Genomic DNA, 13,031 nt, shown 5'->3' with positions numbered 1-13,031 from the left:
CCCTGTCCCGTCCGTATCCGGGCTATTCGGTTTCGCGGACCTCGTCATCATCCAGCGGGACCACCCGGTCCTCGGCATCTATCACCACAGGGGGCGCCTGGACCACGGGTTCTTCCGCATCCAGGAATTCATCCTCGGTGTCCCAGTCCTCTTCGCTGACGGGGACATCCTCGGCGTAGTCGTACGCGGGATCGGCTTCTACGGAATCAAGGTGGGGCATGTCCGGGTGCTGTCCGGTGGTGTTCATTGTGCAACCTCCGTTTGTTCGTACCTGACGTGCTCTTTTGGCGGGTGCCGGCAGGGCGCCACACTTTCATCACAGCACCGCCCGGTGCCATGGTCAAGGGTGTGTTGCCGGCCGCCCGAACCCCCAAAAACCAGCCAAAATTTAAGGGACGCCGAAACTCCGGAGTGAGGGATGCCAGCCGAAAAACCGCGGAATTCCGCGGTAAGCTGGCGTGTCAATGGGGCCACATCATGCCCGTCCAGCCCAGGAGTTTTCCGTGTCGCAGCACGCCCGTCCCAACCACCCGAACGCCCCTACCAGGGAAGAGTCGCGGCCGTCGCCGTCGGACATCCGCCGCTGGCGCCAGTACCTTGCCGACGAACGCGCCGAGGCTGCCGTCTACCGGGACCTGGCCCAAAACCGGCAGGGCGAGGAGCGGGAAATCCTGCTGGCCCTTGCCGAAGCCGAGGGCCGGCACGAGGACCACTGGCTCCGCCTCCTGGGTGAGCACGCGGGCAAACCGCGTCCGGCGTCCATCCGCAGCCAATTGCTGGGTTTCCTGGCCCGGCACTTCGGCTCGGTCTTCGTCCTTGCCCTGGCCCAGCGGGCAGAAGGCCGCTCCCCCTACGCCAAGGACCCCAACGCCACCGAGGCAATGGCCGCCGACGAGCAAATCCACGAAGAAGTGGTCCGCGGCCTTGCCACGCGCGGGCGCAACCGCCTGGCAGGCACCTTCCGCGCCGCCGTCTTCGGTGCAAACGACGGCCTGGTCAGCAACCTTTCCCTGGTGATGGGCATGGCGGCGTCCGGTGTGGCCAGCACCGTGGTCCTCCTCAGCGGCATCGCCGGCCTTCTTGCCGGCGCCATGTCGATGGGCGCCGGAGAATTCATCTCCGTCCGCTCCCAGCGCGAGCTCCTCGCAGCCACCCGCCCCACCCAAATCACGCTGGCAGCGGCGCCGAAGCTGGACCTTGAGCACAACGAACTGCTCCTCGTTTACCTGGCCAGGGGTATGTCCCAGGAAGCCGCGCAGCACCGGGTAGCCGAACGCATGGGCCTGCTGTCCTGCGACTGCGACCCCAGCCTCTCCCTCCAGCCGGAGCTGCCCGAGGCCGAGGACGAGCACGAGGCCGTGGGCACAGCCTGGGGAGCAGCACTGTCCAGCTTCTGCTTCTTTGCCTCCGGCGCCATCGTGCCCATCCTGCCGTTCCTGTTCGGCCTGACCGGACTCCCGGCGCTGGTGGTTGCCGGCGTACTGGTGGGCCTTGCCCTCCTGGTCACCGGCGGCATTGTCGGTTTGCTCTCCGGCACCTCACCCTTGACCCGGGGCCTGCGGCAACTCGCGATCGGCCTGGGCGCCGCCGCGGTTACCTATCTTCTGGGCCTCGTCTTCGGCACAGTTGTTGGCTAGCACCCCGGCCCGTTGGCAGTAGGCTCCATACACGATAGGGCTCACTGAGCAGATGGGGGTGCAGTAGTGGAGGACCAGCCGCGACATGGCGGGAGGCGGGCGCGTACGGGAAGTACCCATGCAGCCGCCCGGTTCGTGCTGACGGGTGCATTGTTCTCCGCAGCACTCTTCGGCACCGCACTGGTGCTGGACAATCCGCGGTTCAGGGACCTCCTTGATATCCGTCTGGGACAGGGAGGCCAGCAGGAGGGGCCACGGGCGCCATCTGCCGGCGAGGCCGAAGCGAATGCACCGGCCGAGGCGCGGACGCAGGCTCCGCCCCCGGGATTCGAGGAAGCGGACGCGCCCTTGGCTGAGCCCGTGCCCCCACAGAGAGGGAGCGATTCCTACAAGTTCCTCGCCGTCAACGGCGACGGCAGTCCGGTGGGCTACTCACCCTGCCGGCCGCTGCACTATGTGGTCAACGATGACCTGGCCCCGGCCGGCGCACAGCAGCTGGTATCCGATGCCATCAACGCTATCTCCGCAGCCACGGGCATCACGTTTGTTTATGACGGCACCACCAGCGAGCAGCCGTCGCCGCAGCGTCCCCCGTACCAGCCGGATGCCTATGGCCAGCGCTGGGCGCCGCTGCTCATCGCGTGGACCACCCCGGACGTTGCACCGCAGCTCAAGGGAAAGGTCATCGGAACCGGCGGCAGCACGCACTACAGCTACGACGACGGTGCCAAGACTTTTGTGACCGGCGGCCTGGACCTGGATGCACCCCAAATCGGTACCGAGCTCCTGAACCCCGACGGCCATCTGTACGCGACGGCCGTGATCCTGCACGAACTCAGCCACGTGATGGGGCTGGACCATGTGGAGGATCCCACCCAGCTGATGTATCCGGAGATCGGCACTCCCGAGGGGCTGTCCGCCGGGGACCTCAACGGCCTGTACGAGTTGAGCAAGGCGCAGTGCCGGAAGGACCTGTAACCGGTCCGGGCCGGTCTGCTGGCAGCCGGTGAACTGGTCAGCGGCGCAGGACGGCCGCCGCCTCCTCCACTGAGTCCACCAGGAAGATCTGCTCTTCCATGCACCGTCCCGCTGCCAGGCTGCGCAGCATGGGCCATGCCGGGTACTCATGCTCCCAGTGATGCTTGCCCACGAGCACCATCGGGGTAACCTTCGCGTCCGCGGCGTAGTAGTTCTCGCACGCATCCTGGAAGATCTCCTGGATTGTTCCGGCCGCGCCGGGCAGGAACACGATGCCGCCGTGGCACAGCTCCAGCAGGATGGCCTCCCGGATGGCGTTCGCGAAGTACTTGGCGATGTGCGTGGCGAAATAGTTGGGCGGCTCGTGGCCGTAGAACCAGGTGGGGATTCCCAGGGACGGAGTGCCTTCCGGAAAGAGTTCGACGACGGCGGCCGCCGCACGCGCCCACGCGGACACGGAGGGACGGAAGCCAGGGACGGAGGCGAGCGTCCGCAGCGCACCATGCAGCGCGCCGTCGTCGGCCTGGCTGAGGTAGGCGCCCAGGTTGGCAGCCTCCATGGCACCGGGCCCGCCGCCCGTCGCCACCACGTGGCCATCCCGTGCCAGCAGCCTGCCCAGCAGCGCCGCCTGCGCGTAGTCGGTGCTGCCCCGCTGGGCGGCGTGCCCGCCCATCACACCCACCATTTTCCGGCCGGCCCACGCATCCGAGCGGTGAAGCTCGTCCAGCGCATCGCCGATGGCGTGGTCGTGGAGGGCCGAGGCCAGGGTGGCATCGAGCCGGTGCCGCAGCCCGGGCTGGATGCTCCACTGGTAGATCCGTGCGTCGGGCAGTTCCTCGTAGGGAGAATTTTCCAGGCCTGCGTACAGCTCCTGCGGCGAGTAGAGCCCTGCCCGGTACGGGTTGAAGGGTACGCCTTCGAGGCGCGGAAAGATCAGGGCGCCCCGGCGGCGGAGCGCGTCTTCCATCCCCTCATCAAATAGGCAGCCCAGGAAGATGGCGCCTTCAACGCGGATCCGGTCCAGCGCCGTGGACCGTCCCCGGAGATCAAGGGACTGGGCGTGCCAGCCGTCCATCTCTTCGGCTCCGGCACTGACCAGCCGGTCGAAGCTGGCCAGATCCTCCACGTCGAGGCTGCGGGGACTGGGCCCGAGTTTTCCGGACAGATTCACGGCCGGCCCTTCATGGTGCTCATCCACCAAGCGTAGGTCAACTGCGCATGCAACGCGGGGTCAGTCCGCGCCCATCCGGAGCTCCCGGATGGGCTGGAACTGACCCCGCGTTGCTTATGCCGGCAGGCGGACCGGCTCGTCAGTTCCGCGGAAGTGGGCCTCGAGCTCTTCGAGGGAACGGCCCTTGGTTTCGGGAACGCACTTGATAACAAAGGCGAGCGAGGCCAGGTTGACAAGGACAAACAATCCGAAGGTGCCTGTGGACCCCAGCGCGCCCACCACGATCGGGAACAGGAAGGAGATGGCCGCGTTGACCGTCCAGAGTGCAAAGACCGCGATTCCCATGGCGAAGCCGCGGATGGCCAGCGGGAACATTTCGGAGAGGAGCAGCCACACGCAGGTGCCGATGAAGCACTGGACGAACGCAACGAACAACATCATGGCGGCGAGGATGGTGTAGCTGGCAAGGTCGGACTGGGGCAGCAGGAAGACGAGCGCCAGCAGGGCCTGCGAGGCCACCACGCCGGAGAAACCGATGACCAGCATCCTGCGCCGGCCAATGAAACCCAGCAGCCAGATGCCCAGGACGGTCATCAAGACTGAGGTCACCCCGACGCCGATGGTGGCCACGAGCGAAGCGCTGACTCCGAGGCCGCTCTTTTCCAGGATGGTGGGGGCGTAGTAGTTGACGGTGTTGATGCCGGTGGCCTGCTGGACGGTGGCGAGGCCGATGCCGATCCACAGCAGCCGGCGCATCCACGGGTTGTTGCGGAGGTCGCGCCAGGCGTGGCCGCGCTCTCTTTGGGCCGTCTGTGCGGCTTGGGCGATCTCTTCGAACTCCCGGGCTGCTTCCTCCGGGTTCCGGCTCAGGTTGAGCACGCGGCGGCTGTCCTCGAGCCGGCCGCGGATGGCGTACCAGCGCGGTGACTCGGGGAGCATCAGCATGCCTGCGAGCAGGGCCAGCGCCGGGAGCGATGCGATGCCCAGCATGGTGCGCCAGACTTCAGTGTCGTGGATCAGGGCGTCCAGGAGGGCGTTGATGGCGAAGGCCAGCATTTGGCCGGTCACGATCATCAGTTCGTTGATGGTCACCATCCGGCCGCGGAGGTGGGCCGGTGCCATCTCCGCCAGGTAAAGGGGGCAGGTGACGGCGGCCGCGCCAACGCCCAGGCCCAGCAGGACCCGGGCGGCAATCATAAAGGAAACGTTGGGTGCGGTGGCGCAGCCGATGGCTCCGAGCAGGAACAGCAGGGCGCACACCAGCAGGGAACCGCGCCTGCCGAGCTTGTCAGCCATCCGGCCGCCCGCGAGGGCGCCTGCTGCCGCACCGGGAAACAGCAGCGCGCTCACCACTGTTGCTTCCTCGACGGCGTTCATGTTCAGGGAGTCGTTCATGTACAGCAGCGCGCCGGAGATAACACCGGTGTCGTAGCCAAACAGCAGGCCGCCGAGGGTGGAAATGACAGTGAGCCGGGCGAGGTACCCGCGGTGTTGGCCGGGGACGCCTTGGGACGGTTTTTGCAACAGCATTGTTGCCTCTCAGGTTCTCAGGGGGACCGGAAGGACGACCGGTGAATGTGATGTGTGCACTAACGTTAGAGCGCTCTAACAGCATCGTCAATAGAAAGACTTAATGTCAGAACATTCGCCTTCGGGGCGCTCCTGCCCCTTGAGGGTGCGCCAAGGCCTTTGACCGGCAATTCCAGCCTGCTACGATCGAGGAAGAACTATGTCCTATCAAGAGAACATATAGTGGCAAAGCAGCCGGCGCTCACAGGCCCGAACGGACTGCCACCAGGAACAGGAACGTAAAAGTGGCGAACAACCTGGGTCTCAGCATCGATCGCTCCTCCCCCGTCCCGCTTTACCACCAAGTGGTGCAGGGCATCGAGGCCGCCATTTACAGTGGAGTCCTGGAACCTGGAAGCCGGCTGGACAACGAGATTGACCTTGCAGCCCAGCTGAACCTGTCCCGCCCCACCATGCGCAAGGCTATGGACGAGCTGGTTCGGTCCGGCCTGCTGGTGCGCAAACGCGGGGTGGGAACCCAGGTGGTGTCCAGCCAGGTGCGGCGTCCCCTGGAGCTCTCCAGCCTCTATGACGACCTCACCAACAACGGCAAGAAACCCACCACGGAAGTCCTGAGCTTCTCCCATATCGAAGCCGACGACGCCATCCTTGCCACACTCCAGCTCCCCGCAGGCTCGAAGGTGTACCACTTCACCAGGCTTCGGAAAGTGGGGGGCAAACCGCTCGCCCTGATGGAGAACTGGGTGCGCGACGATATTACGGAGATGGATCAGGCCACGCTCACCGCGGAAGGCCTCTACGCGATCCTCCGCCGAGGCGGCGTCAATTTCCGGCTCGCCAACCAGCGGATCGGGGCCATGACGGCCAATGAGTACCAGGCGTCCATGCTGGAGACCGGCGAAGGGTCGGCCCTGGTCACGATGGAGCGTACCGCCACGGATGACACCGGCCGCCGCGTGGAGACAGGCCACCACGTGTACCGCGCCGATTCCTACAGCTTTGAAATGACTCTCGTACAGCGATAATCAAAGGAGCCTACTCCATGACCAACTGGGTCTACCCCCTGGGCGCCGCCGCCGACGGCAAGTGGGATGTCTCGATCGGAACGTCCGACTCCACCCTTACCGTCGACGGCTGGGCGCATACCGGACTGAAGGTCGCCACACTCACCGCCGGGGCCGCCGTCGAACTTCCCGCCGCGGATGAGGAACGAATCGTAGTCCCCCTCAACGGATCCTTCACCGCCACGGTGGACGGGGCGGAATACCAGCTGACCGGCCGCGCGTCAGTGTTCAACGGCCCCACGGATGTCCTCTACTCCGGCACCGGGAGGGCTATGACCATCAGTTCAGCCGACGGAGGCCGGGTGGCTGTTGCCACCGCCCCGGCCCATGCCTCCTACCCCACCCGGCTGGTGACGGCGGGCGAAACCCCGGTGGAGCTCCGCGGAGCCGGCAACTGCTCCCGGCAGGTGCACAACTTCGGCACGCCGGCCGCACTCGAGGCCGACCGGTTCATCGTCTGCGAGGTCCTGACCCCGGCCGGCAACTGGTCCTCCTATCCCCCGCACAAGCATGACGAGGAGAAGGACGGCGAGACGCACCTCGAGGAGATCTACTACTTCGAGACGCAGGTGGCCGCCGGCTCGCCGGCGCCCGCAGACGCCGACGCCATCGGCTACCAGCGCGTCTACGCCTCCGACGAGCGTCCCATCGATGTCTCCGCCGAGGTCCGCACGGGTGACGTGGTCCTTGTCCCTTACGGCTGGCACGGCCCCGCAATGGCGGCGCCCGGCTACGACCTGTACTACCTGAACGTCATGGCCGGCCCGGGGCCTGTCCGCGAGTGGCTGATCAGCGACGACCCCCACCACGGTTGGGTCCGCCAAAGCTGGGATGGCCAGGAGATCGACCCGCGGCTGCCGTTCGGCGTCTGAGCCCCGCCCCCGCGCGGCAGCGGCAGACTGGCATAGTGGAGTCTTGTGAAACAGAGCCCCGTTGCGAACCGCTCCGTCACCATGGAGGATGTGGCGCGTGAAGCCGGGGTGAGCCGCGCCCTGGTGTCCCTGGTGATGCGGGACTCCCCCAAAGTCTCATCCGCCAAGCGGACGGCGGTCCTGGAAAGCGCCGCCGCCCTGGGCTACTCGCCGAACCGGCTCGCCAGCCGCCTCGCTAGCCGGCGCACGAACACCCTGGGCGTGCTGTTCCTGGACCTGCACAACTCGGTCTTCGCAGACATCTACGACGGCATCACCGAAGGACTCGCGGGCAGCGGCAACCAGGTGATGGTCGCCGTCGGCTCCGCCGACCCCGGCACCGAGCTGGAAGCTGTGAGGTCGTTCGTGGACCTGCGTGTGGACGGCGTCATCCTGGCCGGCTGCACCGGCTCCTCCGCCGAACTGGCGGCGGCACTTCGCGGGACTCCCGCCGTCGTCATCACGCGGGAACTGGAGGTCGACGGCGTTGATTCAGTCCTGTGCGACGACTTCCGATCCGGGGTGCTGGCGGTGGAGCACCTCCACGAGCTGGGGCACCGGCGCATCGCGCACGTGGACATCTCGGACTGGCTGCCTTACACCGCCCGCCGGGAAGGCTACCTGGCGGCGATGAAAAAATTCGGCCTGGAACCGCTGCTGGTGCACAGCGATATGACGGAGCGGGGCGGCCGGGCGGTGATGGAGAACTTCCTGGCCTCTGGCGCCACCCTTCCCACGGCGATTTTCGCCCACAATGACCTCACCGCCATTGGCATCATGGAAGCGCTGGCCGCCCATGGCCTGCTGGTCCCGGACGATGTGGCCATCGTGGGCTGCGACAACATTGAGGTGGCGGCATCCCCGCTGATAGGGCTGACCTCCATCGACCAGCACGCAGGAGAACTGGGCAGGATGGCGGCGGGGCTCATGCTGGAACGGGTGGCCGGAACGTCAGGACCGGCCGTGACCCGCAAGCTCGAGCCCACCCTGATGGTCCGCCGTTCCTCCGGCGCCTAGCGTGTTTTTGCGCTTGGCAGCAGCTGCCGCGAACGCCATCACCGCCAGGCCCAGCAGCGTGATGCCGGCGCCGGCCCAAATGGGTGAGGTGTAGCCCAGGCCTGCGGAAATGGTGACGCCGCCGAGCCATGCGCCCAGTGCATTGCCCACGTTGAAGGCCCCAATGTTGGCGCCGGAAGCCAGGGTGGGGGCGCTGCTCGCGTAGGTCATCACCCGCATTTGCAGGCCCGGAACAGTGGCGAAGCCGAAGCCGCCCATCAACACCAGGGATGCCACCGTGAGCACCTGGCTAGTTGCGGTGAGGGCAAAGAGGACGAGGATAGCGGACAGGACGGCGAGCACCACCAGCAGGGTGCGGTCGATGTTCCGGTCTGCGGCCTTCCCGCCAAGAGTGTTACCCGCGAAGAGGCCCACACCGAAGACGATCAGCAGCCATGGCACCGTGGTGGGGGCGAAGCCGGTGACCTCGGTCAGGGTGTAGGCGATGTAGGTGAAGGCGCCGAACATTCCACCGAATCCCAGGATGGTGACCGCAATGGAGAGCCATACCTGGCCCGATCTGAAGGCCCGGAGTTCGCGGCGCAGTCCCCCGGCTTCGGCTTTGCCGCCGGCCGCCCTGGGGACGAGTGCCAGGATCCCGGCGAGCGCGGCCACGCCGATGACCGTAATTGCCCAGAAGGTGGCCCGCCAGCCGGCGGCCTGGCCAAGGAGGGTGCCGAACGGGACGCCCAGGACGTTGGCTGCGGTGAGGCCGGTGAACATCAGTGCGATGGCTCCTGCTCTTTTGTTGGGCGGGACCATGCCTGCGGCCACGACGGAGCCGATGCCGAAGAACGCTCCGTGTGCGAGCGCGGCGATAACGCGCCCGGCCATCATGGGCCAGTAGCCGGCCGCAGTGGCGGAGAGCAGGTTTCCGGCAATAAACAGGACAAGCAGCGCGGCCAGCACGGGCTTGCGGTCAAGCCGGGTCACAGCTGCCGTGAGCCCGAGGGCGCCGGCCACTACGGCCAAGGCGTAGCCGGAGATGAACCAGCCCGCCTGCGCCTCGGTGACCTGGAAGTTGGCAGCCACTTCGGGCAGGAGGCCCATGATGACGAATTCGGTGAGTCCGATGCCAAACCCGCCAAGGGCGAGGGCTATCAGTCCGACGGGCATGCCGGTGCTCCTTTGGGTTGTGTGGGGTGCGGTGGGCGCCTAAAATAGTTGCAGACGCGGTATTTATTGTTGCACATGCAAATATCCCGCGCAAGCAACTATCTCGTGTGCACTCTCGGGCAGGTTGGCTGCCGTACCCCACGGCCGCCCGGCTGTCCCCCTTAAGGAGCAATGTATGGGCATCAAGGACGACGCCGTTGAGGTCCGCGCGCAAGGCTGGCGCACTTTGGCCGCCCTCCACGGGCTGATCGAAACCGAGCTGGAGCGCGCGCTCCAGGCGGAATCAAAGCTGTCCGTGGTGGAGTACACCGTCCTGGATGCCCTCAGCCGCCAGGACGGGTGGCACATGCGGATGCAGCAGCTCGCCCGCGCTTCGGCACTGAGCCCCAGCGCCACCACGCGCCTGGTGAACCGGCTGGAGGACCGCGGCCTCCTGACCAGGATCCTGTGCGCCGATGACCGCCGCGGCATCTACACCGAACTGACACCCGCCGGCCTCAGCCTCCTGGCGGAAGCCAGGCCGGTGCACAACGCCACCCTCGAACGTGCCTTGGGAGAGGCGCGCGACATTCCGGAACTGGCTCCCCTGGTGGACGCGCTCCCCAGGCTGCACGCAGTGTCCTGACCTGCTGTGGCCTAAGACGCCGGGCTGGCCACAGCTCCTGCCACCCGAACCGGAAGGCCGCTGGCCAGGGACTCCTGCGCGGCGTCGGCCACCCGGGACGCGGCCACGGCGTCCTCGGGCGTGCACGGGTTATCCCGCTGGCCAAGGACAAGCTCAACAAAAGCGGCCATCTCGGAACGGTATGCCTGGTCGAAACGCTCAGCAAACGTCCTGTGCGCCTGACCCGAGGGAAAAACGACTGCCGGCTCCGCCGATGCCATGGCGGTCTTATCGTCAAGGCCCACCATGAGCGACCGGAAGGAACCCTGGATTTCCAGCCGCACATCGTGGCCGGCCCCGTTGTACCGCGTCGCCGAGACTGTTCCGACCGTGCCGTCGTCGAACGTCACCAGCGCCAGCGCGGTGTCCACATCCCCCGCAGCGCCGATCGCCGGATCCCCGTTGTTGGATCCCCTGGCATAGACTTCCACGATTTCACGGCCGGTCAGCCAGCGCAGGATGTCAAAGTCGTGGACCGAGCAATCGCGGAAGAGCCCGCCGGAGGTTGCCAGGAATTCCACGGGCGGCGGGGCCATGTCGCAGGTGACCGCACGCAGGGAGTGGATCCATCCCAACTCGCCGGCCTGGTAAGCCCTCCTGGCTTCCAGGTACCCGGCATCAAATCGGCGCTGGTGGCCTATCTGGACCACGCCGTTCTTGTCCCTGATGTAGTCCAGGACGGGCAGGGCGTCTGCAACGTTCAAGGCCACGGGCTTTTCGCAGAAGACCGGGATGCCCGCGTCCACCCCCGCCCTGATCAACTCCGGATGAGTGGCAGTCCCCGTGGCTACCACCAGGCCGTCGATTCCGGAGGCCAGAAGCGCGTCAACGGACGGCTGGTACCCGGCACCGAGGCCGGCGGCCACGTTCCGGGCATGCTCTTCGGCCACATCCGTGAGCCGGAGCCGGACGTTGATGTTCTTCGGGTTCAACACATCATTGAGGGCCGCAATATTATTGGCGTGCATCACGCCGATCCTGCCGACGCCCACCAGGCCAAGCGTTACATCTTTCATCGTTTTTCCCCTGCATAGACGGTAAAGGCGGTGCGGAAGGCCTCGAGGGCTGCATTGCTGTCGTCCTTGGCCCACGCCTCCAGGCCCACTGTGCCCTCATATCCGGCGTCAGCAAGGGCCCGTGCAACAGCTGCGTAGTTGATTTCCCCTGTACCCGGCTCGCAGCGTCCAGGAACGTCGGCCACCTGGATTTCACCGATGTACGGCAGGGCCGCCCTCACAAGTTCAATAAGGTTCCCCTCCCCCAGCTGTGCATGGTAGAGATCCAGCATCAGTTTGGCGTTCGGATGGCCTGCCGCTTCCACGAGCATGAGCGTGTCCTTGGCCCGGGCCAAAGGGATGCCGGGGTGGTCCAGGACGGTGTTCAGGTTCTCCAGGCAGAATGTCACGCCATGCTTTTCGCCCAACCTCCCGAGCTTTTCCAGGGTCCGCGCGCCTGTCGCCCACATGCGGCCTGAGGAACGGTAGACGGGTCGTGCGGCTTGGCCCTGCACCAGTTCCGCGGGGTGCACCACCATCCGGCTCACGCCCAGTTCCAGTGCTGTGGGGATCAGCGCTTCAGCCGTCCGGACCACGTCATCGGCCGTATTCGGGTCCACGAGGCTGCCGGACGAATAACCAGTCATGGATGAGAAAACGGCTCCCGTTGCCTTCAGCGCCTGGATGTCCTTGTCCCGGGCATCCCACAGTTCCACGTCGAATCCCGCCTCGTTAATCCGGCGTACCCGTTCCACAAACGGAAGGTCCGTAAAGACCATCTCCGCGCAGACGGCAAGCCGCATCAGACGCCTGCCCTCTCTGCTACCGCTACAGGAGCGCCGCTTTTGGCCGATTCGATGCAGGCCAGGGCCACCGCCAGGGCGCGTCGGGCGTCGGCGCCCACGGGAGTCAAGGTGAAAGCGGACGACGGCGGGGGGCCGCCGTCGCGCTTTGCCCGCACGGCCGCGGCAAAGTCGGCGAGTTCGTCCGTGTAGGCCTGGCTGAACAGCTCGACATTGAGCCGCGGGGTGTCCGCGGCGAGCCCCTCCGCCGTGTACCTGAGGGCCGCAGTTTCCGTGGAACGGCCGGCCTGCACCATACCTTTGGAACCGAAGACTTCGCCGCGGACGTCGTACCCGTACAGGGCGCTGAAGTTCGCTTCCGCCACCGCGATGGCACCGTTGCTGTACCTGATGGTCACTACCGCTGTATCCAGAAATCCCTGTTCGCGCAGGGAAGGCTCCACCAGCGCATCCGCCACGGCGTACACCTCGACGGGCTCGGCCCCCTCATTGAACCAGTTGAGGGTGTCGAAGTCATGGATGAGGGTTTCCAGGAAGATGGTCCAAGCCGGCACCTTGGCGGCGTTGGGGATGCTTCCCGTCCCGGGATCGCGCGTCAGCGAGCGCAGGAGCTGCGGCGTTCCGGCAACACCGGCGGACAGGTCCCTCTTGGCCGCCTGGAAGTCTTCGGCGTACCGGCGGTTGAAGCCGACCTGGAAGTGCACGCCCGCTTGCTCTGCGGCGGTGAGCGCGGCGCCGAGTTCCTCCAGCCCCTGCGCGGCCGGCTTCTCACAGAAGACGTGCTTCCCGGCGGCCGCGGCCTGGGCGACCAGCGACGCATGGAAGCGGGCCGGGCTGGCGATGATCACGGCGTCGATTTCCGGGTCCGCGAGGATATCCTCAGCGCTGGCCGTCACTTTCGCGGCACCCAGTTTCCCAGCCAGGGTCTTGGCGGATTCCACGTTGGGGTCTGCGATGGCCGCCAGGGATGCGCCGGGGACCCGCCGGGCGATGCTCTCAGCATGGAAGGCTCCCATCCAGCCGGAGCCGATGAGACCAATCCGCACCGGTGCGGGATCTGGTGTTGGATCTTGGGTGATGTAGGCCATGTGGCATGTCCTTTCAAG

13 protein-coding genes are annotated in these 13,031 nt (G+C 66.3%); 6 read left to right on the top strand and 7 right to left on the bottom strand.

Annotated elements, in window-relative coordinates; all coding sequences use genetic code 11:
* Positions 1-22: 22 nt before the first annotated feature.
* Complete coding sequence (locus BMX78_RS05350; protein ID WP_091417344.1) at positions 23-247, bottom strand: hypothetical protein; 225 nt, start codon at positions 245-247, stop codon at positions 23-25.
* A 217-nt stretch (positions 248-464) separates the two neighbouring features.
* Between BMX78_RS05350 and BMX78_RS05345 the strand changes: the two genes are divergently transcribed.
* Both BMX78_RS05345 and BMX78_RS05340 read left to right on the top strand, forming a co-directional pair.
* Positions 465-1,637, top strand: a complete 1,173-nt coding sequence (locus BMX78_RS05345; RefSeq protein ID WP_502686273.1) for a VIT1/CCC1 transporter family protein — start codon at positions 465-467, stop codon at positions 1,635-1,637.
* 135 nt (positions 1,638-1,772) lie between these two features.
* On the top strand, positions 1,773-2,615 hold the full coding sequence (locus BMX78_RS05340; RefSeq protein ID WP_091417340.1) for a matrixin family metalloprotease: 843 nt from the start codon (positions 1,773-1,775) through the stop codon (positions 2,613-2,615).
* A 37-nt stretch (positions 2,616-2,652) separates the two neighbouring features.
* On the opposite strand, the gene BMX78_RS05335 is transcribed toward BMX78_RS05340, so the two are convergent.
* Positions 2,653-3,786 carry an LOG family protein gene (locus BMX78_RS05335; RefSeq protein WP_091417337.1) on the bottom strand — a complete coding sequence of 378 codons (1,134 nt, stop codon included), beginning with the start codon at positions 3,784-3,786 and terminating at the stop codon, positions 2,653-2,655.
* A 114-nt stretch (positions 3,787-3,900) separates the two neighbouring features.
* Positions 3,901-5,316 (bottom strand): sugar porter family MFS transporter, encoded by a 1,416-nt coding sequence (locus BMX78_RS05330; protein WP_091417335.1) that lies wholly within the window; start codon positions 5,314-5,316, stop codon positions 3,901-3,903.
* A 284-nt stretch (positions 5,317-5,600) separates the two neighbouring features.
* Here BMX78_RS05330 and BMX78_RS05325 point away from each other — a divergent pair, with 284 nt between their 5' ends.
* From BMX78_RS05325 to BMX78_RS05315, 3 genes are read left to right on the top strand one after another with little or no spacing between them, the layout of a single operon-like run.
* A complete protein-coding gene (locus BMX78_RS05325; RefSeq protein ID WP_091417333.1) occupies positions 5,601-6,341 on the top strand; it encodes a GntR family transcriptional regulator in 741 nt (246 codons plus the stop codon).
* A 17-nt stretch (positions 6,342-6,358) separates the two neighbouring features.
* The gene (gene iolB / locus BMX78_RS05320; RefSeq protein WP_091417330.1) at positions 6,359-7,252 is read left to right on the top strand and encodes a 5-deoxy-glucuronate isomerase; all 894 of its coding nucleotides are present in this window, start codon (positions 6,359-6,361) and stop codon (positions 7,250-7,252) included.
* Positions 7,253-7,297: 45 nt separating this feature from the next.
* Positions 7,298-8,308 (top strand): LacI family DNA-binding transcriptional regulator, encoded by a 1,011-nt coding sequence (locus tag BMX78_RS05315; RefSeq protein WP_091417328.1) that lies wholly within the window; start codon positions 7,298-7,300, stop codon positions 8,306-8,308.
* Here the strand turns inward: BMX78_RS05315 and BMX78_RS05310 are convergent.
* Positions 8,243-9,463, bottom strand: coding sequence for an MFS transporter (locus tag BMX78_RS05310; RefSeq protein ID WP_091417326.1), 1,221 nt, complete (start codon positions 9,461-9,463; stop codon positions 8,243-8,245). The genes BMX78_RS05315 and BMX78_RS05310 overlap by 66 nt on opposite strands.
* Positions 9,464-9,638: 175 nt before the next feature.
* Between BMX78_RS05310 and BMX78_RS05305 the strand changes: the two genes are divergently transcribed.
* Complete coding sequence (locus BMX78_RS05305; protein ID WP_091417323.1) at positions 9,639-10,088, top strand: MarR family winged helix-turn-helix transcriptional regulator; 450 nt, start codon at positions 9,639-9,641, stop codon at positions 10,086-10,088.
* Between the two features lie 11 nt (positions 10,089-10,099).
* Here BMX78_RS05305 and BMX78_RS05300 read toward each other — a convergent pair whose 3' ends face one another.
* From BMX78_RS05300 to BMX78_RS05290, 3 genes are read right to left on the bottom strand one after another with little or no spacing between them, the layout of a single operon-like run.
* Complete coding sequence (locus BMX78_RS05300; RefSeq protein ID WP_091417321.1) at positions 10,100-11,143, bottom strand: Gfo/Idh/MocA family protein; 1,044 nt, start codon at positions 11,141-11,143, stop codon at positions 10,100-10,102.
* On the bottom strand, positions 11,140-11,925 hold the full coding sequence (locus BMX78_RS05295) for a TIM barrel protein (RefSeq protein ID WP_091417318.1): 786 nt from the start codon (positions 11,923-11,925) through the stop codon (positions 11,140-11,142). The genes BMX78_RS05300 and BMX78_RS05295 overlap by 4 nt, the downstream gene beginning before the upstream one ends.
* The gene (locus BMX78_RS05290; RefSeq protein WP_091417316.1) at positions 11,925-13,013 is read right to left on the bottom strand and encodes a Gfo/Idh/MocA family oxidoreductase; all 1,089 of its coding nucleotides are present in this window, start codon (positions 13,011-13,013) and stop codon (positions 11,925-11,927) included. The genes BMX78_RS05295 and BMX78_RS05290 overlap by 1 nt, the downstream gene beginning before the upstream one ends.
* Positions 13,014-13,031 lie beyond the last annotated feature (18 nt).

The organism is Arthrobacter sp. OV608 (assembly GCA_900110595.1).
In the GTDB taxonomy this organism is placed as follows: domain Bacteria; phylum Actinomycetota; class Actinomycetes; order Actinomycetales; family Micrococcaceae; genus Arthrobacter.
Note: the sequence above shows the minus strand (reverse complement) of the source record. Positions and strands in the feature narration are given on the sequence as shown.

Excerpts from the sequence above, each read along its gene's own strand:
- BMX78_RS05350 (WP_091417344.1), bottom strand. The coding sequence starts at position 247 with ATGAACACCACCGGACAGCACCCGGACATGCCCCACCTTGATTCCGTA.
- BMX78_RS05345 (WP_502686273.1), top strand. The coding sequence starts at position 465 with ATGGGGCCACATCATGCCCGTCCAGCCCAGGAGTTTTCCGTGTCGCAG.
- BMX78_RS05330 (WP_091417335.1), bottom strand. The coding sequence starts at position 5,316 with ATGCTGTTGCAAAAACCGTCCCAAGGCGTCCCCGGCCAACACCGCGGG.
- iolB (WP_091417330.1), top strand. The coding sequence starts at position 6,359 with ATGACCAACTGGGTCTACCCCCTGGGCGCCGCCGCCGACGGCAAGTGG.
- BMX78_RS05310 (WP_091417326.1), bottom strand. The coding sequence starts at position 9,463 with ATGCCCGTCGGACTGATAGCCCTCGCCCTTGGCGGGTTTGGCATCGGA.
- BMX78_RS05305 (WP_091417323.1), top strand. The coding sequence starts at position 9,639 with ATGGGCATCAAGGACGACGCCGTTGAGGTCCGCGCGCAAGGCTGGCGC.
- BMX78_RS05300 (WP_091417321.1), bottom strand. The coding sequence starts at position 11,143 with ATGAAAGATGTAACGCTTGGCCTGGTGGGCGTCGGCAGGATCGGCGTG.
- BMX78_RS05295 (WP_091417318.1), bottom strand. The coding sequence starts at position 11,925 with ATGCGGCTTGCCGTCTGCGCGGAGATGGTCTTTACGGACCTTCCGTTT.
- BMX78_RS05290 (WP_091417316.1), bottom strand. The coding sequence starts at position 13,013 with ATGGCCTACATCACCCAAGATCCAACACCAGATCCCGCACCGGTGCGG.